This window comes from Virgibacillus byunsanensis, assembly GCF_042675965.1.
Taxonomy (GTDB): domain Bacteria; phylum Bacillota; class Bacilli; order Bacillales; family Amphibacillaceae; genus Virgibacillus_R; species Virgibacillus_R byunsanensis.
The window spans coordinates 23,393-45,374 of sequence record NZ_JBHTKJ010000033.1 but is presented as its reverse complement, the minus strand read 5'-3'; the positions used below and the strand labels follow the sequence as shown (position 1 = coordinate 45,374).

At 37.5% G+C, this 21,982-nt stretch carries 18 protein-coding genes and 1 pseudogene; 6 read left to right on the top strand and 13 right to left on the bottom strand.

All coding sequences use genetic code 11. The annotated features are described in order from the left end of the window. The first annotated feature begins 24 nt into the window (after positions 1-24). Complete coding sequence (locus ACFQ3N_RS12555) at positions 25-945, top strand: aldo/keto reductase (protein ID WP_390362874.1); 921 nt, start codon at positions 25-27, stop codon at positions 943-945. 860 nt (positions 946-1,805) lie between these two features. Here the strand turns inward: ACFQ3N_RS12555 and ACFQ3N_RS12550 are convergent. From ACFQ3N_RS12550 to ACFQ3N_RS12540, 3 genes are all read right to left on the bottom strand, one after another. Then, entirely contained in the window at positions 1,806-2,600 is a 795-nt protein-coding gene (locus ACFQ3N_RS12550) for an SDR family NAD(P)-dependent oxidoreductase (RefSeq protein ID WP_390362873.1), read from the bottom strand. Further along, positions 2,590-3,552, bottom strand: a complete 963-nt coding sequence (locus ACFQ3N_RS12545; RefSeq protein ID WP_390362872.1) for an MBL fold metallo-hydrolase — start codon at positions 3,550-3,552, stop codon at positions 2,590-2,592. The genes ACFQ3N_RS12550 and ACFQ3N_RS12545 overlap by 11 nt, the downstream gene beginning before the upstream one ends. A gap of 84 nt (positions 3,553-3,636) precedes the next feature. Beyond that, positions 3,637-5,262: a M20/M25/M40 family metallo-hydrolase gene (locus tag ACFQ3N_RS12540; protein ID WP_390362871.1), complete on the bottom strand. Its 1,626-nt coding sequence runs from the start codon at positions 5,260-5,262 to the stop codon at positions 3,637-3,639. Positions 5,263-5,331: 69 nt separating this feature from the next. Here ACFQ3N_RS12540 and ACFQ3N_RS12535 point away from each other — a divergent pair, with 69 nt between their 5' ends. The 4 genes and pseudogenes from ACFQ3N_RS12535 (at position 5,332) to ACFQ3N_RS12520 (ending at position 9,410) form a co-directional block, all read left to right on the top strand. After that, complete coding sequence (locus tag ACFQ3N_RS12535; RefSeq protein WP_390362870.1) at positions 5,332-6,090, top strand: glycerophosphodiester phosphodiesterase; 759 nt, start codon at positions 5,332-5,334, stop codon at positions 6,088-6,090. A 1-nt stretch (position 6,091) separates the two neighbouring features. Beyond that, positions 6,092-7,108, top strand: a complete 1,017-nt coding sequence (gene namA / locus ACFQ3N_RS12530) for an NADPH dehydrogenase NamA (protein ID WP_390362869.1) — start codon at positions 6,092-6,094, stop codon at positions 7,106-7,108. A gap of 1 nt (position 7,109) precedes the next feature. After that, on the top strand, positions 7,110-8,024 hold the full coding sequence (gene rnz, locus ACFQ3N_RS12525) for a ribonuclease Z (RefSeq protein ID WP_390362868.1): 915 nt from the start codon (positions 7,110-7,112) through the stop codon (positions 8,022-8,024). A gap of 20 nt (positions 8,025-8,044) precedes the next feature. Beyond that, positions 8,045-9,410, top strand: a pseudogene (locus ACFQ3N_RS12520) (aldehyde dehydrogenase). 34 nt (positions 9,411-9,444) lie between these two features. Here ACFQ3N_RS12520 and ACFQ3N_RS12515 read toward each other — a convergent pair. The 5 genes from ACFQ3N_RS12515 to ACFQ3N_RS12495 form a co-directional block, all read right to left on the bottom strand. Further along, on the bottom strand, positions 9,445-10,701 hold the full coding sequence (locus ACFQ3N_RS12515; RefSeq protein ID WP_390362867.1) for a DNA polymerase IV: 1,257 nt from the start codon (positions 10,699-10,701) through the stop codon (positions 9,445-9,447). 854 nt (positions 10,702-11,555) lie between these two features. After that, positions 11,556-12,680 (bottom strand): M20/M25/M40 family metallo-hydrolase, encoded by a 1,125-nt coding sequence (locus tag ACFQ3N_RS12510; RefSeq protein WP_390362866.1) that lies wholly within the window; start codon positions 12,678-12,680, stop codon positions 11,556-11,558. 27 nt (positions 12,681-12,707) lie between these two features. Beyond that, entirely contained in the window at positions 12,708-14,255 is a 1,548-nt protein-coding gene (locus tag ACFQ3N_RS12505; protein WP_390362865.1) for an acyl-CoA carboxylase subunit beta, read from the bottom strand. Between the two features lie 2 nt (positions 14,256-14,257). Further along, positions 14,258-15,079, bottom strand: coding sequence for a methylmalonyl-CoA epimerase (mce, locus tag ACFQ3N_RS12500; RefSeq protein ID WP_390362864.1), 822 nt, complete (start codon positions 15,077-15,079; stop codon positions 14,258-14,260). A gap of 15 nt (positions 15,080-15,094) precedes the next feature. Then, the gene (locus ACFQ3N_RS12495) at positions 15,095-16,741 is read right to left on the bottom strand and encodes an acyl-CoA mutase large subunit family protein (RefSeq protein ID WP_390362863.1); all 1,647 of its coding nucleotides are present in this window, start codon (positions 16,739-16,741) and stop codon (positions 15,095-15,097) included. 142 nt (positions 16,742-16,883) lie between these two features. On the opposite strand from ACFQ3N_RS12495, the gene prli42 reads away from it, so the two are divergent. Next, positions 16,884-17,027, top strand: a complete 144-nt coding sequence (gene prli42 / locus ACFQ3N_RS12490; protein ID WP_390362862.1) for a stressosome-associated protein Prli42 — start codon at positions 16,884-16,886, stop codon at positions 17,025-17,027. Positions 17,028-17,062: 35 nt separating this feature from the next. Here the strand turns inward: prli42 and ACFQ3N_RS12485 are convergent, their stop codons facing one another. The 5 genes from ACFQ3N_RS12485 to ACFQ3N_RS12465 all read right to left on the bottom strand — a co-directional run bounded on the left by ACFQ3N_RS12485 (position 17,063) and on the right by ACFQ3N_RS12465 (position 21,969). After that, a complete protein-coding gene (locus tag ACFQ3N_RS12485; protein WP_390362861.1) occupies positions 17,063-18,034 on the bottom strand; it encodes an aromatic acid exporter family protein in 972 nt (323 codons plus the stop codon). Positions 18,035-18,133: 99 nt separating this feature from the next. Beyond that, on the bottom strand, positions 18,134-18,565 hold the full coding sequence (locus tag ACFQ3N_RS12480; RefSeq protein WP_390362860.1) for a BrxA/BrxB family bacilliredoxin: 432 nt from the start codon (positions 18,563-18,565) through the stop codon (positions 18,134-18,136). A 105-nt stretch (positions 18,566-18,670) separates the two neighbouring features. Then, positions 18,671-19,954, bottom strand: a complete 1,284-nt coding sequence (locus ACFQ3N_RS12475) for a dihydrolipoamide acetyltransferase family protein (RefSeq protein ID WP_390362859.1) — start codon at positions 19,952-19,954, stop codon at positions 18,671-18,673. Positions 19,955-19,977: 23 nt separating this feature from the next. After that, positions 19,978-20,961, bottom strand: coding sequence for an alpha-ketoacid dehydrogenase subunit beta (locus ACFQ3N_RS12470; RefSeq protein WP_390362858.1), 984 nt, complete (start codon positions 20,959-20,961; stop codon positions 19,978-19,980). A 15-nt stretch (positions 20,962-20,976) separates the two neighbouring features. After that, positions 20,977-21,969 carry a thiamine pyrophosphate-dependent dehydrogenase E1 component subunit alpha gene (locus tag ACFQ3N_RS12465; protein WP_390362857.1) on the bottom strand — a complete coding sequence of 331 codons (993 nt, stop codon included), beginning with the start codon at positions 21,967-21,969 and terminating at the stop codon, positions 20,977-20,979. Between the last annotated feature and the right edge of the window lie 13 nt (positions 21,970-21,982).

Genomic DNA, 21,982 nt, shown 5'->3' with positions numbered 1-21,982 from the left:
CTCAAGAAATTGGAGGCGTTAGAAGTGAAAAAAAATCAATTAGGAAAATCTAATATTTATATCTCTGAGCTATCGCTTGGGTGTATGTCGCTTGGCACGGACAACCAAAAAGCTATATCTATCATTGACCAAGCTCTGGATAAAGGTGTAAATCACCTTGATACTGCAGACTTATATGATTTTGGTCAAAACGAAGAGATTGTTGGTCAAGCTATCAAAGACAAACGAGACGAAATCGTAATAACTTCCAAGGTTGGTAACCATTTTAATAAGGAAAAAAAGGATTGGTTCTGGGACCCTTCAAAATCACATATAAAAAACGGCTTGAAGGATAGTTTACATCGTTTAAATACGGACTATATCGACTTTTACATGCTTCATGGCGGAACTATTAATGACCCAATTGATGAATCTATTGAAGCGTTTGAAGAATTAAAACAAGAAGGTCTCATTCGTGGCTATGGCATTTCATCTATTCGACCTAATGTTATCAGAGAGTTTATGAAGCACGCTAATATAGACGCTGTTATGATGCAATATAATATGTTGGATAGGCGACCAGAAGAAGAAATACTAGATCAACTTTATGAAAACAGTATTAGTGTACTTGCACGTGGTCCATTGGCTAAGGGAATGCTAAGTACTAAAGCAAATGAGCAAATGGAAACAAAAGGACATGATGGCTTTTTAGATTATTCATACGAAGAACTTAAAGCGATTCACCAAAAGATTACTGAAGAAATGGAACAGTTTTCATCCATAAATGCTTTAGCTCTTAAATATGTATTAAAACACCCTGCAGTTGCTAGTGCTATATTCGGTGCGAGTTCAATCAACCAAGTAAACGAAAACACAGACTTTGATTTTTCGAAAGCATTAACGGAGGAAATGTATACTACTTTACGACAGATTACAAAGGAAATTAAATATACAAACCATCGTTAATCTTAAATTTAGGCTGTTTCGCACGCATTGTTGCTTTTACATCTTCATAGTTGATATAAAATGCGACGTAACTTGATGTGACGGTTAACCTACCGCTACGGAAATACACTTCGCTTTCACCCATCCGGGTACAAGTGCGACATCTGCTTCGTTTCACTGCGCAGTGTCTTCTACCCGCGGGCGGCTGATGAGCCTCCTCGAGCTAACGCTCTGCGGGGTCTCAACTAGGAGGCTGTCCGATGGAATAATTTCTGTGAATATATATGCATTCACACTGAATTATTAATGTATAATCCACCATATTTTGAATAAATATTCGGCAATTTCACTTCGTCGGACAGCCTCCTAGGCCTCTGCTCCCACAGGATAAGGAAAGCTACATAGCTAGACATCGCACGCAGAAAATCGGTTTGTATTTTCAAGGAGTCTACGTGTATTTCCTCCGCTGTTATTTCTGTTACTGTCGTGGGACTGTATTAGTATTAATAGAACCCCTTACCAGTCAGGGTGAGCGGAGGGCGGTGACTTCTGCGGGAACAGCACGTGTCTGAAGACACCGAAGCGGTGGTTTTCCGCTTCGGAGGCTGAAGCCGTGCCCGCGGAAAGCATCCGCCCGTAGCGATCCCTGACGGCGGCAATAGCACGCGTTCTTAGAAATAAGCCTAAAGTTACGTCGCAGTTTATACCTATTGTGACAAAAACAACAATCTTTACGAAAACAGCCTATATTTATTAGTTTAATCAAACGGTTCTATCCTTCTATAGCTATAATCGAATTTGCTAAGAGAATGGTGGCATAGAAAAGTAAGTTTTATATGCCACTTTTTCTTAGATGGTATAGGCATCAACTAAACATTTCGTTATTTTCTTTTAAATTGCTTGTTTAATATCCATTCAAATCCTTTAGGAAACAGCTGATAAAACTTGCTTCCTAGCTCCATCCACCATGGTAAGTTGATTTCTCGTTTACGGGTGAATAAATGGAAAACTATTTTTTTACCTACATGATCCGCATCGAGCATATAGCGGTCAATATTTTTCTGGTAATCTCCTTCTGGGTCTGCAGTTGCAAAAAAGTTTGTTCGAACTGGGCCTAAATTAACCGCTGTAACATAAACATTATCACTATTTATTTCTAATCTTAGAGCATTAGTAAATCCTAGTACTGCATGCTTTGAGGATGCATATACGGCAGATTTTGGAGTAGCAATTTTTCCCGCTTGTGACGCAATATTTACAATGTGCCCCTCTTGATGTTTCAAGAAATGAGGTAACAGCTGCTGCGTTCCACGCATTAATGCAAAAACATTCAGTTGAAACATACGCTCCACATCCTGCCATTGCATATCTTTAATATAATCAAATACACCAACACCGGCATTATTAATTAATCCATGCACTTGTTCATGTTCAGTCACTATTTGTTTCATAACAGTAGTTAGTTCATTTTCATTCTGTAAATCCACTTGGTACACAAAACTGGTTGTACGAAACGTTTCATCTATTACTTGTTGTAAGCTTTTTAACTTATCAACGGAACGAGCTAGCATAACAGGTATTCCGCCATTTTTAGCTATGTGCCATACAATTCTTTCACCAATACCACTTGAAGCACCAGTAACAATTATCTTTTTGTTTACTAAATTAGATTGCATGATAGTATAAAATTCCGTCTTTAATTGTTTTCCCTGCAGCGACTTGATCTTCAAGAAAATCCAACTGTCCAATGGTTTCAGACATAGTTAACTCAAGCTGTTTTTCATAATGCTTAGGAAAGATTTGCTGGCATATTTCAAAAGGTGTTTGTGCTTTTTCTTGCAGGAGTAACCGAACTTTATTGGCGCGTTCTTCTTGTTTTTTTAGTCGTACCGGTATAATCTCCTCTACATTTGTAAAAACATCACCATGTCCAGGATATACCGTTTTAATTCCTAAATTTGCACATTTTTGTAAATTATCTCTGTACTGTAAAAGTGGTTTGGCTCGCTCCTTCTCACCATCGTGTGGTGGTTCAAGTAATGGATTTGGAGAAATATGGTGTAATAAATGATCTCCACCAATAAAAGCCCCATCGCTTTTTCGAAAAAAAGATAAATGACTTTGTGCATGCCCCTTTGTTTCGATCACTTGCCAATCTTCATGACCTGGTAATACATCTCCTTCACTTATTACTGAAGTTAACCTTCCCTCACTTGCAAAATGTAAGGGAGTACGTAAATCCCCCAGAATTTTGTTGAATCGTTCTGGGACACCGGATGCTATAAAGAAATCCTTGAAAAACTGTTCATAGTGCTGAAAAAACGGTTCATTTCGTGTTAACCACAAATCGACATGTTTATGCGCAACAATAGATTCTACACGTGGAAACTGATCAACTAAACCAATATGATCGGGATGATGATGTGTTAAGATAATTTGTTCAATATCACTTGGAAAGTACCCTAATTCTTTTAACTGAGTTTTACAAGCTTCCCACGCCTCTTTCGTTTTAACACCGGCATCCACTAATGTAAGCATATCTCCTTCTAAAAGATATACGTGTGTATCTCCAACAGCAAAAGGTGTTGGTACAGTTATTTGACTTACTTTTTTATTTATTCCTATCATTATTAAAAGTCCCCCAAAAATGAATGATCATTCAGTTACCTCTCTATTCTACCCTTTTTGAGGGAAAAAGTCACATTGTAGTTATTATTTTTTCATTAACAACTGATGGATTGTTTCATTCAATATTGATGGTAAATACTCAAAGCTGTATGTTAACTCCAACCGTTCTGTCCATTGATGAGGATCCTTTCCTAACGGTCCAATATTTAAAACAGGCATGGTAAGTTGTTCCATAATATTTTCTGGAAAATCAAACCCATTATTTTGCAGGGGCATATTAGTTGTAAGTTGCTGTAATTTACTTTTCGATGCAACTGGCCCTAAATAACTTAAATCTGATAACCCTGTAAAAAATTCAGAGACTGTTAAATCAACTTGATAATTGTCTTTCGTATATTTTTTCACATGATCCATCACATTCTTGATATAGGGATCGTCATATGAGGAAACAGCCGGATAAAAGGGTGGACTGTAAAATAATACAATCATTGGTGTCAAATCTTTACACATAGCTGCTAATTCCTGTACAAGCAAGGTTGAAAAGTCCCGATCCCCCTTATCTCGTTGACTGACTAATAAATTCTGCCGACGATTTATTTCTTGTTCCCCATACCGGTTTACAGCCTCTTGATATAAGTCATCGTACATCATAACGTTCACTGAAGATGTGGGCATCGAAAAATCGGATGCAACAATTGCGAATTTAGAAGCTTTTTCTTGAATGTAATTTTCAATCTCCCTTGCTGCATGTTGAGCCCCTGTCAACAATTTTTCATTTAACGCCTTAAACGTTTGTTTCAAATATAAGACGTTATACATGGAAATGGCTGCATGTGGTGTTTGTACCGAGTATTCTTCTTTTAAATCCCGCTGCATCAGGCTCACTGGTGGAGGAGTTACCTCATCACCTATTTTTTCAATAAATGAGTCATTTAATTCAAGTTGTTGTGATAAAAAACTAACCATTAAATTTGGATTTATTCCTGCAAATGGTTCTCCTACGTGTGATTCTTTTCCATAGCAATAAAAGCCTGGTAATACCTTACCGATTGATCCAGCGTATACATAATAGGCTGGGTCTTGAGGATATTTACTAAACATGGGTTCACCGTTTAAACAAGCATTAAAGATTAAATTCTCATCCTCTTTAAGTTTATTTAATACTGGTAGAGCTGCAAGCATCCCTTGTGAATTAGCTTCCTCATCTGGAACAGTTACGAACAAGATATTGCCATCGAATTCCCCTTCGATCGCTCTTTCGATCATGGATAAATGCAATGCTATCCCCGCTTTCATATCCATCGTACCTCGTCCAAACAGCCAAGTATCTGCTTCTAAATCCGCTTGTACAGACTTTGGCAATTCTTCCTTAATTTCTTCCATTTCTTTCGTAAGTTCTTTAGGATAAAAAGCAAGATTCTGTAATGAGCCATAGTCCTCGACACCAACTACATCAAAATGACTTAATAGAATGACTGTTTCTTTGGTATTATTTTCCCCTTTTACTAATCCAGTTAACAGACGCCTCCCATCATCTAAGGGATGAAGGTTTAAATAAGATGGATTTGTTTGAAAATATTCCTTTTGTGCTAATAAGTGATAAAGATATTCTGCTATTGCTATTTCTGCATTACTCCCAGTTACACTTTGTTGATGAACAAGTGTACACAATAAATCGGTTAATTCTTCTTTTGTTTGCCAGCTTTTCATATGAATTCCTCCTATGTAAATTGACTTTTTTTTGAAAATAAAACACAATCAAATAAAGAGGTGAAACTATTGAATACAAAAATTATAGCTCATCGTGGAGCTAGTAAGCTTGCTCCTGAAAATACGATGCCTGCCTTTAAACTTGCCTATCGATTGGATGCTGAAGGGATTGAAACCGATGTCCATTTAACGAAGGACAATATTCCAGTGTTAATTCATGATGAGCTCGTTAACCGAACGACTAATGGCACTGGTTATATAAAAGATTATACATATGACCAATTAAAACAACTGGATGCTGGATCATGGTTCAATAGTAAATTTGCCGGAACAACCATTCTTACGCTTGAAGAATTTCTACAATGGGCACAGGATAAGTCGTTATATTTAAATATTGAGCTTAAAAATAATAAAATAGATTATGAGAACTTAGAATCAATTGTATACGACATGGTAAATTATTATCAGATAGCTAAACAAACCACACTCTCAACGTTTAATCCAACCAGTGTTAGGCGAATGGAGTTTTTTCGAAATACTATGGGTGTTGCTTTATTAGTATCTAAAAAAAAGCATAATCTAGTCTCCTACGCAAAAGAACTGGGCGCATCTGCCATTCATATAAAATATCGTTTACTTAGTCCGCAACTCGTTGAACAGTGTCATCGAGAAGATATGATAATAAGAGTCTATACAGTTAATAGATTAACACATATTATGCAAAGTTTTACAAGTGGATGTGATAGTATTTTTACTGACGTACCACACAAAGCACTACAGTACCGTGAACTATTTATGTACAAAAATTCATTAAAAGGAGATTTTTAACATGACAAAACTATTTTCAACAATCAACTATAAAGGCGTTTCACTAAAGAATCGTATTGTTATGTCACCTATGTGTATGTACTCTTGTATGAATGAAGATGGAAAAGTTACTCCCTTTCATATGACCCACTATACATCACGTGCGGTTGGAGGAGTTGGGTTAGTTATGACAGAAGCCTCAGCTGTTCAGCCTGAAGGACGTATTTCTCCACAAGACCTTGGCATTTGGAATGATGACCAGATTTCTGGGTTAAAAAAACTAAATGAACAGATACACACATATGGTGCAAAGTCAGCTCTTCAACTGGCACATGCCGGCAGAAAAGCTCAATTAGACTCGACTATTTATGCACCATCCGCAACTGCTTTCAATGAATCGTTTAAGGTACCTGCAGAAATGACCATAAAAGATATTGAAACGACTCTAGAAGCTTTTAAAAATGGAGCTAGACGAGCAAAAGAGGCAGGATTTGATATTATAGAAATTCATGCAGCTCATGGTTACTTGATTAATCAATTCCTCTCCCCATTAACAAATAAACGTACAGATCAGTATGGCCAAACTTTAGAAAACCGCTATCGCTTCTTATCTGAAGTAATCGGTTCAGTTAAAAAAGTGTGGGATGGTCCCGTATTTGTACGTATATCAACCGATGAGTATCATAAACAAGGCAACAAATTAGAAGATCTTATTTATGTGGCAACACAAATGAAAAAACAAGGAGTAGACTTAATTGATTGTAGTTCAGGTGGTGTTGTACCAGTTGCTATTTCGCCATACCCAGGTTATCAAATAAAGCGGTGTGATACGATAAAACAGGAAGCAGCAATAAATACAGGTGCAGTCGGTTTAATAACGAACGGTTTACAAGCAGAGGAAATCATACAAAATGACCGCGCTGATCTTGTATTTATCGGACGAGCATTATTACGTAATCCATATTGGGCGAAAACGGTCGCAGATGAGCTAGGTCATAACATAGAGGCTCCGACACAATATAAACGAGGATGGAACTAATATGGAATTAATCTTTCTTGGCACTGGGTCAGGAATACCTTCTAAAGAACGAAATGTATCAGCTATTGCTCTCACGTTATTACAAGAAAAAAATAGTATATGGTTATTTGATTGTGGTGAATCAACACAACATCAAATCCTGCACACTTCTATCAAACCAAGAAAAATAAATAAAATTTTTATTACACATATGCATGGTGATCATATCTTTGGTCTACCAGGACTATTAAGCAGTCGTTCATTTCAAGGTGGTGATGATTTATTAACTGTATATGGTCCACCTGGTATAAAAGAATATATTAATACTAGTCTTAAAGTAAGTGGAACACACTTGTTATATCCCTTGTCTATTATTGAAATAACAGCAGGTCAATTATATGAGGACGAAACCATTTCTGTTAATTGCAGAACACTTGACCATGGTATACAAAGCTATGGATTTCGGATTGTAGAAAAAGATAAAGCTGGTGAATTATTAGTTGATAAGTTAAAAGATGCTGGTATTGACCCTGGCCCAATTTACCAAAAAATAAAAGATAACCCGACCGTAACAACAGTTGATGGTCAGCAGATTCAACGAGAGGATTTCGTAGGTCCTAATAAAAAAGGACGAGTTATTTCCATACTTGGAGATACGCGCGCCTCTCACGAATATGAATCATTTGTTAAACATTCGGATGTTCTGGTACATGAGGCAACATTTAATCAGGATAAAGAAGATATGGCAAAACAATATTCTCATTCAACGACAACCCAGGCCGCATATTTTGCGAAAGAAAGTAATGTTAAAAAATTAGTATTAACACATATTTCCTCCCGTTATCAAAAAGAAGATAACCAGCAATTATTAAATGAGGCACGTCATATTTTTCCAAATACAGAACTTGCTTCTGATTTTTATAAGGTAACCCTATAATCATTAAGGGAGTGATTATAATGGAACAAATAGAAGCATTAATGATCAAACAACGGCAATACTTTCACAATGGTACTACATTAAAATATTCTTTCCGCATCAATCAACTAAAGGTACTGAAAACGATGCTTAAGAAGTTTGAACAACACATCTATCAGGCACTTAAAGATGACTTGAATAAATCATCATACGAAACACTAACAACAGAATTAGGCGTACTTTATACTGAGATTGATTTCACAGTCAAGCAACTAAAGGACTGGATGGACCCAGAAAAAGTAGATTCTCCCATTACCCATAAAGGGACTAAAAATTATATTTATAAAGAACCATATGGGGTCACATTGGTTATATCTCCATGGAATTATCCATTACAATTAGCTATTGCCCCTGTAATTGGTGCAATAGCTGCAGGTAATACGGTAGTTTTAAAGCCATCTGAATATACACAATCAACTTCTTCTTTGCTTGCAGATATGATTCATGACACGTTTGAGCTTTCCTATTTTGCAGTTTTCAAGGTGCAAAAGAAGTAAATCAACAATTACTTGATCAACACGTTGATTATATCTTTTTCACAGGAAGCACAGAAGTCGATAAAATAATTATGCGAGAAGCTAGTAAAAACTTAACACCAGTTACATTGGAGTTAGGTGGAAAAGCCCTGCTATTATAAATAGAGATGCTAATATCGATTTAGCTGCAAAACGTATCGTGTGGGGGAAACTTACAAATGCAGGACAGACCTGTATTGCGCCTGATTATCTATATGTACATGAGAAAGTAAAAGCAAAGTTAGTTAAAGCGTTGAAGAAATATATCAAGGATTTATACAGTAAAAAACCACTTCAGAATCAAGACTACGTTCGTATAATTAATACCCGACATTTTGATCGATTAAACAGTTTCGTATCGAATGGTAAAGTTGTCCATGGTGGTAATTCTGATTTAGAAAATCTAGCATTTGAACCGACGATACTAGAAAATATCACCTGGAGTGACCCAATTATGCAAGAAGAAATTTTTGGTCCAATTTTACCAGTGTTAACCTTTACGGAACTAGATGAAGTAATATCTGAACTTAAGGGTAGAGATAAACCTCTCGCACTCTATTATTTTGGTGAGAAAGAGAAATATCAGCAACAACTGGAAAACGTATCATTTGGAGGAGGTTGTATAAACGATACGCTTTATCATTTTGCAAATCCTCATCTTCCATTTGATGGCGTTGGAAGTAGTGGAATGGGATCATATCATGGTAAATCTAGTTTTGATACCTTCTCACATAGAAAAAGTATAATAAAAAAAACCACGAAATTTGATATTCCATTACGCTATCCCGGTAGCAAAATAGCTCACTCTCTAGTAAAAAAAATAATGAAGTAAGCAACAGCCTACACCATTTATAGTGTAGGCTGTTTTATGGCCGTTTATAGTCATCTAAAAAGTCCTTTTGGAAGCTGGTTCTTGGCTGTTCCTTTTCTTCTAGATTCTTTTCATTCCATTGAATAAATGGGTTCTTCCCATACTTTTCCGATAAAGAATCAATAGCGGAATACAACTTCTCTTTACTTGCTTCTTGTTCATAGGTAAATAAGTTAAGTTGATGAGCTATGTTTTGTTTTTCATCAACATCCTGTACAGTAATCCCTAATAACCGAATAGGTTCTAAGTCCCAATGCTTTTGGAATAATTCATTTGCAACATGAAGTATGTCTGACTTTTTCTCTATATACATATTTACCTTTTTACTACGGGTAATTGTTCTTCGGTTATGATATCGAATGGTAATTTGCACACTACGTCCAACTGCTTGTTTACGTTTCAACCGCCGATCAACACTCTCAGCAAGCTGATTCATAAGTTTTGAAATTTCCAATTCATCAGTTGTATCCTGTGGTAACGTTTGTGAACTTCCAATACTCTTAAATTCATATATTGCATCTGGGTCTACTGGTGTTGTGTCAATACCATTTGCCCTATTTTTCAAACGTTCTCCATTAACTCCTAGCAATTGTTTTAACTGATAGACATCTTTATTAGCAAGATTACCTATTGTGTTAACTTCAATTGTATTTAATTTTGCTGCTGTTTTTTCTCCAACACCATACATTTCTCCAACAGGAAGTGGCCATAACTTATGAGACAACTCTCTTTTGCGTAAGACGGTTATTCCTAATGGTTTTTTCATATCAGAAGCCATCTTTGCTAAAAACTTATTTGGTGCAATACCGATGCTGCATGGTAAGTCGAGTTCTTTTACTATTTTTTCTTGTAAATAATATGCTGTTTCTATTGGATTCCCATGTTGTTGACTGTCTGTTACATCCATATATCCCTCGTCAATTGAAACTGGTTGTACGTAGGGGGTGACTTCAGATAAGATTTTAAATATTTCCTTAGAAGCAGTACGATATCTTTCAAAATTTGGACGCATTACTATTAGCTCTGGACATAGTTTTCTAGCTTGCCACAATGGCATGGTTGTTTTGACACCCTTTGCTCTAGCTTCATAGCTGCTTGTAACGATGATCCCTTTACGTTCCTCAGGATTTCCGGCAATGGCTAACGGCTTTCCTTTTAAGTCTTGATTGTATGCCATTTCTACAGAAGCATAGAAGCAGTTCATATCAATATGATAAATAACCCGACCCTTTTTTGGACTAGGCTGTGTCATAAACATTACATCCCTTTACACTAATAGACTATATTAATATTATAGCATAAAAAAGGGCTGTTTTCGTACGCATTGATGCCTTTTCATCTTCATAGTTGATGTAAACTGCGACATAACTTGATGTGACGGTTAACCTACCGCTACGGAATTACACTTCGCTTTCACCCATCCGGGTACAAGTGCGACATCTGCTTCGTTTCACTGCGCAGTGTCTTCTACCCGTGGGCGGCCGATGAGCCTCCTAGGAGGCTGTCCGATGGAATAATTTCTGTGAATATATATGCATTCACACTGAATTATTAATGTATAATCCACCATATTTTGAATAAATATTCGGCAATTTCACTTCGTCGGACAGCCTCCTAGGCCTCTGCTCCCACAGGACAAGGAAAGCTACATAGCTTGGCATCGCACGAGGAAAATGTGGTCTTTACATTTTCAAGGAGTCTACGTGTATTCCCTCTGCTGTTATTTCTGTTACTGTCGTGGGACTGTATTAGTATTAATAGAACCCCTTACCAGTCAGGGTGAGCGGAGGGCGGTGACTCCTTGAAAATATAAACCAATTTTCTGCGTGCGATGTAACGCTGTCGAAGCTCTCCTTGTCCTGCGGGAACAGCACGTATCTGAAGACACCGAAGCGGTGGTTTTCCGCTTCGGAGGCTGAAGCCGTGCCCGCGGAAAGCATCCGACCGTAGCGATTCCAGACGACGGCAATAGCACGCGTTCTTAGAAATAAGCCTAAAGTTAAGTCGCAGTTTATACCTATTCTCTCAAAAGCAACTTGCTTTACGAAAACAACCTAAAAAAAGTACCCTGTTAGGATCATCTACCTAACAGGGATTTTGTTCCATTTACTTTGCTACTTCTTTCATAATCTCAGTAACCAGTTCAGCGATCTTTACCAGTTCATCAACAGCGATTCGTTCATTTGTTGTATGAATTTCTTCGTATCCAACTGCTAAGTTTACAGTTGGAATTCCTAGTCCAGCGATTACATTAGCATCACTGCCACCACCGCTTTTTAATAGTTTACTTTCTCTGCCAATCGCTTTTGCCGCATTTCGAGCGACCTCTACAACTTGGTCCCCTTCAGCACGCTTAAAACCAGGATACATGATTTTCACATCGACTTCCGCTTTTCCTCCAAGTTCCTCTGCTGTTTTCTCAAATGCTTCTTTCATTTTAGTAACTTGATCTTCCATTTTCTCTGGAATCAATGAACGAGCTTCTGCTAATATTTCAACGTGATCAACGACTATATTGGTTTGTTTGCCACCTTCAAAACGCCCTATATTTGCAGTTGTCTCCTCGTCAATGCGACCAAGTGGCATTTTAGCTATCGCTTTTGCTGCGATTGTTATTGCAGAAACACCCTTTTCTGGTGCGACACCAGCGTGTGCTGTTTTTCCTTTAATCACGGTAAACAGCTTCGCTTGGGTTGGTGCTGCTACTATAATATCACCAACTGTTCCATTGCTATCAATTGCATATCCATAGTTTGCATTTAGTAAGGACTTATCTAATGCTTTAGCACCTACCAAACCAGATTCTTCCCCAACCGTTATAACAAACTGTATATCCCCGTGTTGTATATTGTTTTCTTGTAAAGAACGAATAGATTCAAAAATTGCGGCAAGACCAGCTTTATCATCTGCACCTAGAATGGTTGTTCCATCTGAAACAATATAGCCATCTTTAATTGATGGTTTAATCCCTTTACCTGGAACAACTGTATCCATGTGAGAGGTGAAATAAATGGGATCAACACCTTCTTTATTTCCTTTTAATGTACAGATAAGGTTTCCTGCACTATGACCCGTCTCTTCTTTACTGGAATCCTCTATCACTTCAACTCCAAGGTCTGTAAATTTCTTTTTTAGCACTTCAGCAATTTCAGCTTCAAATTTTGTTTCTGAATCAACTTTCACTAGTTCAAAAAATTCATTAATTAATCTTTCTTGATTTACTGCTGTCATTATAAATCCTCCTATGTGTACGTCTAACTATAATGGTATATTGCCGTGTTTTTTCTTTGGTCGATCTTCTTGCTTATTAGAAAGCATCTCCAAGGCTTGGATAAGCTTAATACGTGTTTCTCTTGGGTCAATTACATCATCAACCATTCCTAATCCAGCTGCGACATATGGATTGGCAAACTTTTCTCGGTACGTGTCGATCTTGTCTTGACGTGTTCGTTCTGGGTTTTCACTTTCTGCAATTTCCTTTGCAAAGATGATGTTCGCAGCACCTTCTGGACCCATTACAGCTATTTCGGCATTTGGCCAAGCGTATACAAGATCAGCACCAATCGACTTACTATTCAACGCTACATATGCACCGCCATATGCTTTTCGTGTAATAATGGTGATTTTCGGAACGGTTGCTTCTGAGTATGCGTACAAGATCTTTGCACCATGACGAATGATTCCCCCATGCTCTTGCTTTATACCTGGGAAAAAGCCTGTTACATCTTCAAATGTGATCAACGGAATATTAAATGAATCACAAAATCGGATAAACCGGGCTGCTTTATCACTAGAATCAATGTCTAACCCTCCTGCTAAATATTTGGGCTGGTTGCATACAAGTCCAACTGTTTCTCCTTTTATACGAGCAAAACCAACCACAATATTTTTTGCAAAGTTTTTATGTATTTCAAAGAAACTATCTGTATCCACAACCTGTTCAATCACTTTTTTGACATCATACGGGCGTATTGCATCAAAAGGGACAATATCGGTTAAGTCAGGCCTTAGGTTATCTTCCTTTTCCGTTGTTTCAATGGATGCTTTTTCTTTGTTGTTTGCAGGTAAATAGGCTATCAAACTACGCACAGCATCTAAAGCTTCTTCTTCATTCTCTGTTTTAATATGAGCATTGCCACTCTTTGAGTTATGAATATGTGCCCCACCCAAGTCTTCAGCTGAAATTTGTTCACCAGTTACTGTTTCAATTACTTTTGGGCCTGTTATGAACATTTGAGATGTTTTTTCAACCATTATAACAAAGTCAGTTATGGCAGGTGAATAAACAGCACCACCTGCACTTGGCCCCATAATAACTGAAATTTGAGGGATGACACCTGAATAAATAGAATTACGGTAAAATACTTGTCCATATCCATCCAGAGATGAAACACCTTCTTGTATTCGCGCTCCTCCAGAATCATTTAATCCGATAAATGGAACGCCGTTTTTCGCTGCTAAGTCCATAACAGCAGCAATCTTTTTACCATGCATTTCTCCTAGTGCTCCACCATATACAGTAAAATCCTGAGCAAATAAATAGATTGCTTTACCGTTAACTTTGCCATATCCAGTAACGACGCCTTCGCCTTTAGCGATGTTGTTATCCATTCCGAAGTCAGTTCCACGATGTTCCATGAAAGGATTTAATTCTACAAATGTTCCTTCATCCAATAAATAATCGATACGTTCTCTAGCTGTCATCTTCCCCTTTGCATGCTGCTTCTGTATGCGTTCATCCCCACCACCAAGTTCAACCATTCTGCGTTTATCATAAAGTTCGTTAATTTTATCGAAAATGTCCATTATTACTCACTTCCTTCTGTGTGCTGGCACAACTCGAATAATACCCCATTTGCAGCTTTTGGATGAACAAAAGCAATTTGACTATTATGAGCGCCTTGTTTCGGTTCGTCATTTATTAGTTTAATTCCTTCTTTCCGAAGTTGGTCGAGGCGTTCGGTGATATTATCTACTTCCATAGCAATATGATGAACGCCCTCCCCTTTTTTATTAATAAATTGACGGATTGGAGAAGAATCACTTAGTGCTTCGAGTAATTCAAAACGTGATTCACCAATTCTTAAAAAGGCAACTTTAACTCCCTCAGATTCTACCGTCTCCACACCTTCTAGCTCTAAACCTAAAGAATTCATATAAAAAGGTATAGCAGCATCAATACTGTTTACAGCAATACCTATATGAGCAATCTTTTTAGGACTTTCTACCACTGTTTCTTCTGGTTCTATTAACTGCTTTATATAGTTTGCTAGAACATCGGTTGATGAACCACTAGTGAAAATTTTATTTATACCCTTTTCTTCTAAAAAAGAGATATCTTCACTTGGGATAACCCCACCAGCCACAACAGGAATATCAAGAGCATTACGCTCTTTTAAGGCATCAATAACTTTTGGAAATAGCGTTCGATGTGCACCTGATAAAGATGATAAACCAATGACATCCACATCCTCCTGCACTGCTGCCTGGGCTATTTGTACAGGAGTTTGTCTTAATCCTGTATAGATAACTTCCATCCCATGATCACGTAATGCTTGCGCTATAACTAATGCCCCCCGATCATGACCATCCAAACCTGGTTTTGCAATTAATACTCGAATTTTCCCCATATGACTTTCTCCCTTCTACATTCCTATATACTCTCCAAATTCATCACGTAAAACGTTACAGATTTCCCCTATTGTTGCGTATGCTTTAACAGCATCTAAAATAAATGGAATTAAATTAGTGTCTTTAGTTTTTACATGTTTTCTAATCGCTGCTAACGTATTATCGACAGATTCTTGATCTCTATTTTTTCGAATCACTTCTATTGATTTTATTTGAGCACTTTCCAATGCTTCATCAACCTTCAATAGGTCAGGATTGACTTCCTCATCAATCTTGAACTTATTTAGACCTACAATTACTTCTTCTTCTTTTTCGATTCGTTTCTGTGTTTCGTATGCATTTTGCTGAATTTCACGCTGCATATAGCCCTCTTCCACTGCCTGTACAGCTCCGCCAATTTCATTAATACGCTCTAAATATTCTTGCACTTGCTCTTCAATCACATTTGTTAACTCTTCTACATAATAAGATCCACCTAACGGATCAATTGTATCTGCTACTCCGCTCTCATTAGCAATTATTTGTTGTGTTCGCAGTGCAATTCGTGCTGAGTCTTCTGTAGGCAATGACAATGCTTCATCTCGTGAGTTTGTATGTAAACTTTGCGTCCCCCCCATTACAGCAGCCAGTGCTTGCAATGTTACCCGAACAATATTATTGTCAGGCTGTTGCGCTGTAAGTGTGGAGCCGCCCGTTTGAGTATGGAATCGCATTTTCCAACTCTTTGGATCTTTGGCTTTATATTGTTCCTTCATTATTTTAGCCCAAATTCTTCTTGCAGCACGAAATTTCGCAACCTCTTCAAAAAAGTTATTGTGTGCATTGAAAAAGAATGCTAATCGAGGCGCAAATGTATCAACATCAAGTCCTGACTCTAGTGCTGCATCAACATATGCAATACCATTTGCAATGGTAAATGCGGCTTCTTGAACGGCAGTCGAACCTGCTTCTCTTATATGGTAACCTGAAATACTAATTGTGTTAAATTTCGGTACGTTTTTTTGACAATATTCAAAGATATTGGTAATTAATCGCATCGACGGTTTTGGTGGGTAGATGTATGTTCCACGTGCAATGTATTCTTTTAAGATATCATTTTGAATAGTACCGGTTAACTTTTCCATTGGCACACCTTGTTTTTCCCCAACTGCAATATACATGCAAAGTAAAACTGATGCAGATGCATTAATTGTCATCGAGGTGCTAACTTTATCAAGTGGGATTTGGTCTAATAACTGCTCCATATCGTGTAAGGAATCAATCGCAACTCCTACCTTACCCACTTCACCTTCAGCCATAATATCGTCAGAATCATAACCAATTTGTGTAGGTAGATCAAAAGCAACAGAAAGACCTGTTTGACCTTGGTCTAATAGATAACGAAAACGTTTGTTTGTTTCTTCAGCTGAACCAAAACCTGCATATTGGCGCATCGTCCAAAACCGACTACGATACATAGTTGGTTGAATTCCTCTTGTATACGGATACTGACCAGGAAAACCCAACTGGTCTGATGAATCATTTTCACCTTCTGAATAATAGAGTCGATCAACCTCAATATTAGAAGATGTTGTAAATGAATCTTTTCTTTCCGGAAAGCGCTTTATTGTTGAATCAACCGATGACTTCCAATCTTGTTCTGATTTTTCATTTGTACTCATACATTTGCCCCCATTTTCTAGTAAATTAGAATAGTTATACTAAATATTAACTAATTCCAGTTTAATTATTTTTACCACTTGTCCATTACTAATTTTAACGATAAAATATAAATAGCACATAGGATTGAAGGAGGATTTAACATTGGTTGCAAAACAGGCATATAAATCAGCTAAGCCAAGAAAATCAAAGCGTGAACGAAGAGTTAAAGTAGTTATATATATTATGGTTATTGCCATGGTACTATCAGCCATAACAACTGGACTGGCTATGTTTGCAAGTTTTTAGAAAAAGAAATGGAGACTGGACAATCTTTCATCTGTTCAGTCTCTTCTATTTTTCTTCTTTAGGTCACTTTTTTTGAATTTCTCTTTAAGTAACAGGTAGTCTTCAATCTCATGCAGCAGGCGAAATAGATTTGCTCTTGTTTCAAAAGCCTCTCTTGTCGAAGGCAATTCTTCTTGATCAAATTTTGTTCGCAAAAGTTCTAGTTCTTCCAGATAAACAATAGCTGTATTCCCTGGATGAACTGCATCTGATAGCTTTTCAAAAAAAGCAGCTATTTGTAATGATATGGCATCAGTCTTTGGTAATCTGCTGACTAATGGTAACATCTTTTTTAATAACTCAAATTGTCTCGATCGCATACTAAAATAGTCGTTATAAGGGTGTTCATTCCTTAAAAGGTGATTTTCCCTATCTAATGAGACTAATTCAGTTGCATCTTCTAAAATTTCTTCTGTCTGGGTAATTTCTTTACCATCCCACTCTTCGTTGTTATCTCGTATGTACAAAGCAATTTCATTTAAGATGGCCTGAAAATTATTCTCCAATTTTTCTTGTTTAACTTTCAATTTGTTATCTAAACTAGGCATGTACAAATTTAATAATAATCCTGTGCCAACACCAACTACTATTAAGATGAACTCATCTATTAGTAACCCGGTACTGATTTGTCGGGCACTATATATATGTAATATGATAACCGAACTAGTTGCAATTCCTGGAGTAATTTTTAACATCACTGTCACCGGAATAAAAATAGCCAGCATGATCCCGATAGCAACAGGGTTATAGCCCAAAATCTCAAATAATATGATAGAAAAGATAATTGCAATGATACAGGCTGCAAATCGATGCCATGCACTGAGAACTGAACGCTTCCTTGATGGCTGAATACATAGTATGGTAAGAATCCCTGCAGAAACGAAATTTGTTAGACCTAATAATTGAGCAATCGAAATAGCAATTGGTGTACCAATTGCAGTCTTTATTGTTCGATAGCCAATCTTCACGATAAAATCTCCCTTATCATCTATTCTATATACTATATTTTAATAAAATGAGGCTGACCCGTATAAGTTGAGACAGCCTCAGTATCATTTTTAATTGTACTAAATTTCTTTACAATTTTGATCGAAAACTTGTTGAAGCTTACCAATTACGTCAACTGCACCAAAGCCTTCAATATCAGAACGTTCTACCATTGTAACAATTTTACCGTCCTTTAAGAAAGCAAATGAAGGTGATGAAGGTGCATATCCTTCAAAATAACCTCTAGCTTTTTCAGTTGCTTCACGATCCTGACCAGCAAAGACAGTTACTAAGTGATCTGGTCGTTTATCATAATGTACCGCATTAGCTGCTGCAGGTCGAGCTACACCACCAGCACAACCACAAACTGAATTGACCATAACGAGTGTGGTACCTTCACGGCTAAGTGCCTGATCTACTTCATCTGGAGTAGTAAGCTCCTCATATCCTGCTTCTTTAATATCTTTACGGGCAGCGTCAACTACATCGTTCATGAATAAATTAAAATCCATTTGAACATCCATCCCCTTATTTTGAGTAATTATAAGTATAACCTATATTCAGCTTATCAATTTTACGCCTAGATTTCAATTCAAAATACTTTAGACACCAGTATTTTAATAAACGTTTGTAGTTTCTTTGTTCATATTTTCTAATATCTCTTTTACTCTAGCTAAGAAATTACCACAGACTAGACCATCTAGTATACGATGATCAAGTGAAAGAGATAGATTTACCATATCTCTAGCTGCAAACATATCATTTACTATTACAGGACGTTTGACAATCGATTCTACCTGCAATATAGCAGCTTGAGGGTGATTAATGACACCCATCGAATGAATGGAACCAAATGAACCTGTATTGTTTACGGTAAACGTGCCTCCTTGCATGTCTTCTGAGGTTAATTTACCAGACCGCGCTTTCATTGCTAACTCATGAATATCCTTTGCAATTCCCTTTATACTTTTTTCATCTGCATGCTTAATTACCGGTACAAATAGCTCTTGGTCCTTCGCCACAGCAATAGATAAATTGATGTCCTTGCGTTGAATAATTTTATCTTCTGCCCATGAACTGTTAAGTTGTGGGAATTCTTTTAACGCCTGTGCAACAGCTTTCACAAAGAAACTAAAGAATGTTAAACCAAAGCCTTCTTTTTGTTTGAAATCATTTTTCACTTGATTTCTATATTGAACGAGATCCGTCACGTCAATCTCAACAGTCATCCAAGCATGTGGGATTTCTGTTGTTGAGCGTACCATATTTTGTGCAATTGCTTTACGAACACCTGTTACCGGTATTTCAATATCCCCGGTTTGTGTACTAGGCTGAGGTGCTGATTGTTTCGGTTGTGCTTGGCCTTGTTGTTTTGTCTGTGCAGGACTTTCTTGTTTGGAAATACTTGCTTCACTTGCCTTTGGAATGTCCCCAGATGCAATGATTTTTTCAATATCTTTTCTGGTGATTCTACCACCACGTCCACTACCGCTAACATTGGCCAGGTCGATGGCATTTTCTTGAGCCATTCTTAACACAGCAGGTGAGTAACGTTTTTTCATTGATTGATCTTCTGGTTCTACTTCATCAGCTTCACCGTTTTCTGACTTAGCTTCAACTTTTTCAGTTGATGTCGCAGGCTCCTCAGCGTTAGTACCACCTTCTGTATCGATATAACACATCAATTCACCTACTGCGATTGTATCTCCTTCTTGTGCACGAAGTTCTTTGATAACTCCAGTGAACGAAGATGGAACCTCTGCGTTTACTTTATCAGTCATTACCTCAGCAATTGGATCGTATTTGTTAACATGATCCCCTGCTTTTACAAGCCATGAACTAATCGTACCTTCTGTTACACTTTCACCTAATTGGGGCATGTTAATTTTTTCTGTAGCCATAAGAGTTCCCTCCTTTATTCAGTTTAAAATTCAGCTAATTCACGTATTGCTTCTTCCACTTTATCTGGATTAATCATAAAGTATTTTTCCATAGTTGGTGCGTAAGGCATAGAAGGTACATCTGGTCCTGCTAAACGCTGTACGGGAGCATCTAAATCAAATAAGCAGTTTTCTGCAATGATTGCAGCCACTTCTCCAATAATGCTTCCTTCCTTATTATCCTCTGTAATTAATAACACTTTTCCTGTCTTTTTAGCTGCTTCAATAATACCCTCTTTATCAAGTGGATAAATGGTGCGCAAATCAAGGATATGAGCATCTACACCTTCTTCAGCTAATTTCTCTGCTGCCTGCAAAGCAAAGTGTACACATAAACCATACGTTATAATCGTAACGTCAGTTCCTTCCCTTTTTACATCGGCTTTGCCAATTGGAAGTACGTAATCATCTTCTGGAACCTCACCTTTTAACAAACGATAAGCACGTTTATGTTCAAAGAAAAGGACAGGATCGTTATCACGTATAGATGCTTTAAGCAATCCTTTCACATCATAAGGTGTTGATGGCATAACAATCTTTAAACCTGGTTGATTAGCGAATACCGATTCAACAGATTGTGAATGGTATAATGCACCATGCACACCACCACCATACGGGGCGCGGATTGTAATTGGAGCGCTCCAATCATTATTTGATCGATATCTCATTTTTGCAGCTTCAGAGATAATCTGGTTTACTGCTGGCATAATAAAATCAGCAAATTGCATTTCTGCTACTGGTCGCATTCCATACATAGCTGCCCCAATACCTACTCCTGCAATAGCAGATTCAGCCAAAGGGGTATCTAATACTCGGTAGTCTCCAAACTCATCGTATAATCCGTCTGTAGCTCGGAAAACACCGCCTTTTTTTCCAACATCTTCCCCTAAAACAAAAACTTTTTCATCACGTTGCATTTCTTCTCTTAATGCTGTTGTTACAGCTTGAATATATGACATTACTGGCATTGCATATTTCCCTCCCTACTCTTCGTATACATATTTTAAAGCAGATTCCGGCTCTGCGTATGGTGCTTCTTCAGCATAATCTGTTGCTTCGTTAACAATGTCGCTAATTTCATCATTCATTTTTTTCTCTACGTCATCAGTAAGAATCCCTGCTTCTTTTAAATACGTTGCAAATGTAATAATAGAGTCTTTCTTCTTTGCCTCTTCTACTTCATCACTTTCACGATATAAACGGTCATCATCATCACTTGAATGGGCAGTTAAACGATATGACACGGCTTCAATTAATGTAGGACCTTCCCCATTAACAGCACGTTCTCTAGCTTCTTTTACTGCTTCATATACTGCTAAAGGATCATTACCATCAACTGTAAATCCTGGCATTCCGTAGCCTATTGCTCGGTCTGACACATTCTCACAAGCTAACTGCCTTTCAATCGGAACTGAAATCGCATATTTATTATTTTCAACCATTGTAATAACTGGTAATTTATGCACTCCGGCAAAGTTTAAGCCTTCATGAAAATCTCCTTGGTTGGAAGAACCCTCACCAAGTGTCACGAGTGACACTATATCCTTCTTCTCCATTTTAGCAGCTAAAGCAACACCAACTGCGTGTGGGAGCTGTGTTGTAACAGGAGATGATCCTGACAAAATTCTATTTGTCTTTTGACCAAAATGTCCAGGCATTTGTCGACCACCAGAGTTAGGATCCTCGGCTTTAGCAAATCCTGATAGCATTAATTCCTTCGCGGTCATGCCAAATGCGAGTACTACTCCCATATCACGATAATATGGTGCTACATAATCACTTTCCCGATTCATTGCGAAAGATGCTCCTACTTGTGCTGCTTCTTGTCCTTGACAAGAAATGACAAAAGGAATCTTACCAGCACGATTTAATAACCACATTCGTTCATCAATTTTTCTTGCAAAAAGCATGGTTCTAAACATATCTAATACTTGTTCATCCGTTAAGCCTAATGCTTCATGGCGATTTTTTGCCATTAAAAGTCCCTCC

Excerpts from the sequence above, each read along its gene's own strand:
- ACFQ3N_RS12465 (WP_390362857.1), bottom strand. The coding sequence starts at position 21,969 with ATGGCAAAAAATCGCCATGAAGCATTAGGCTTAACGGATGAACAAGTA.
- ACFQ3N_RS12550 (WP_390362873.1), bottom strand. The coding sequence starts at position 2,600 with ATGCAATCTAATTTAGTAAACAAAAAGATAATTGTTACTGGTGCTTCA.
- ACFQ3N_RS12480 (WP_390362860.1), bottom strand. The coding sequence starts at position 18,565 with ATGGATTTTAATTTATTCATGAACGATGTAGTTGACGCTGCCCGTAAA.
- namA (WP_390362869.1), top strand. The coding sequence starts at position 6,092 with ATGACAAAACTATTTTCAACAATCAACTATAAAGGCGTTTCACTAAAG.
- ACFQ3N_RS12505 (WP_390362865.1), bottom strand. The coding sequence starts at position 14,255 with ATGGACATTTTCGATAAAATTAACGAACTTTATGATAAACGCAGAATG.
- ACFQ3N_RS12515 (WP_390362867.1), bottom strand. The coding sequence starts at position 10,701 with ATGACACAGCCTAGTCCAAAAAAGGGTCGGGTTATTTATCATATTGAT.
- ACFQ3N_RS12495 (WP_390362863.1), bottom strand. The coding sequence starts at position 16,741 with ATGAGTACAAATGAAAAATCAGAACAAGATTGGAAGTCATCGGTTGAT.
- rnz (WP_390362868.1), top strand. The coding sequence starts at position 7,110 with ATGGAATTAATCTTTCTTGGCACTGGGTCAGGAATACCTTCTAAAGAA.
- ACFQ3N_RS12510 (WP_390362866.1), bottom strand. The coding sequence starts at position 12,680 with ATGACAGCAGTAAATCAAGAAAGATTAATTAATGAATTTTTTGAACTA.
- ACFQ3N_RS12470 (WP_390362858.1), bottom strand. The coding sequence starts at position 20,961 with ATGCCAGTAATGTCATATATTCAAGCTGTAACAACAGCATTAAGAGAA.
- ACFQ3N_RS12475 (WP_390362859.1), bottom strand. The coding sequence starts at position 19,954 with ATGGCTACAGAAAAAATTAACATGCCCCAATTAGGTGAAAGTGTAACA.
- ACFQ3N_RS12540 (WP_390362871.1), bottom strand. The coding sequence starts at position 5,262 with ATGAAAAGCTGGCAAACAAAAGAAGAATTAACCGATTTATTGTGTACA.
- ACFQ3N_RS12545 (WP_390362872.1), bottom strand. The coding sequence starts at position 3,552 with ATGATAGGAATAAATAAAAAAGTAAGTCAAATAACTGTACCAACACCT.
- mce (WP_390362864.1), bottom strand. The coding sequence starts at position 15,079 with ATGGGGAAAATTCGAGTATTAATTGCAAAACCAGGTTTGGATGGTCAT.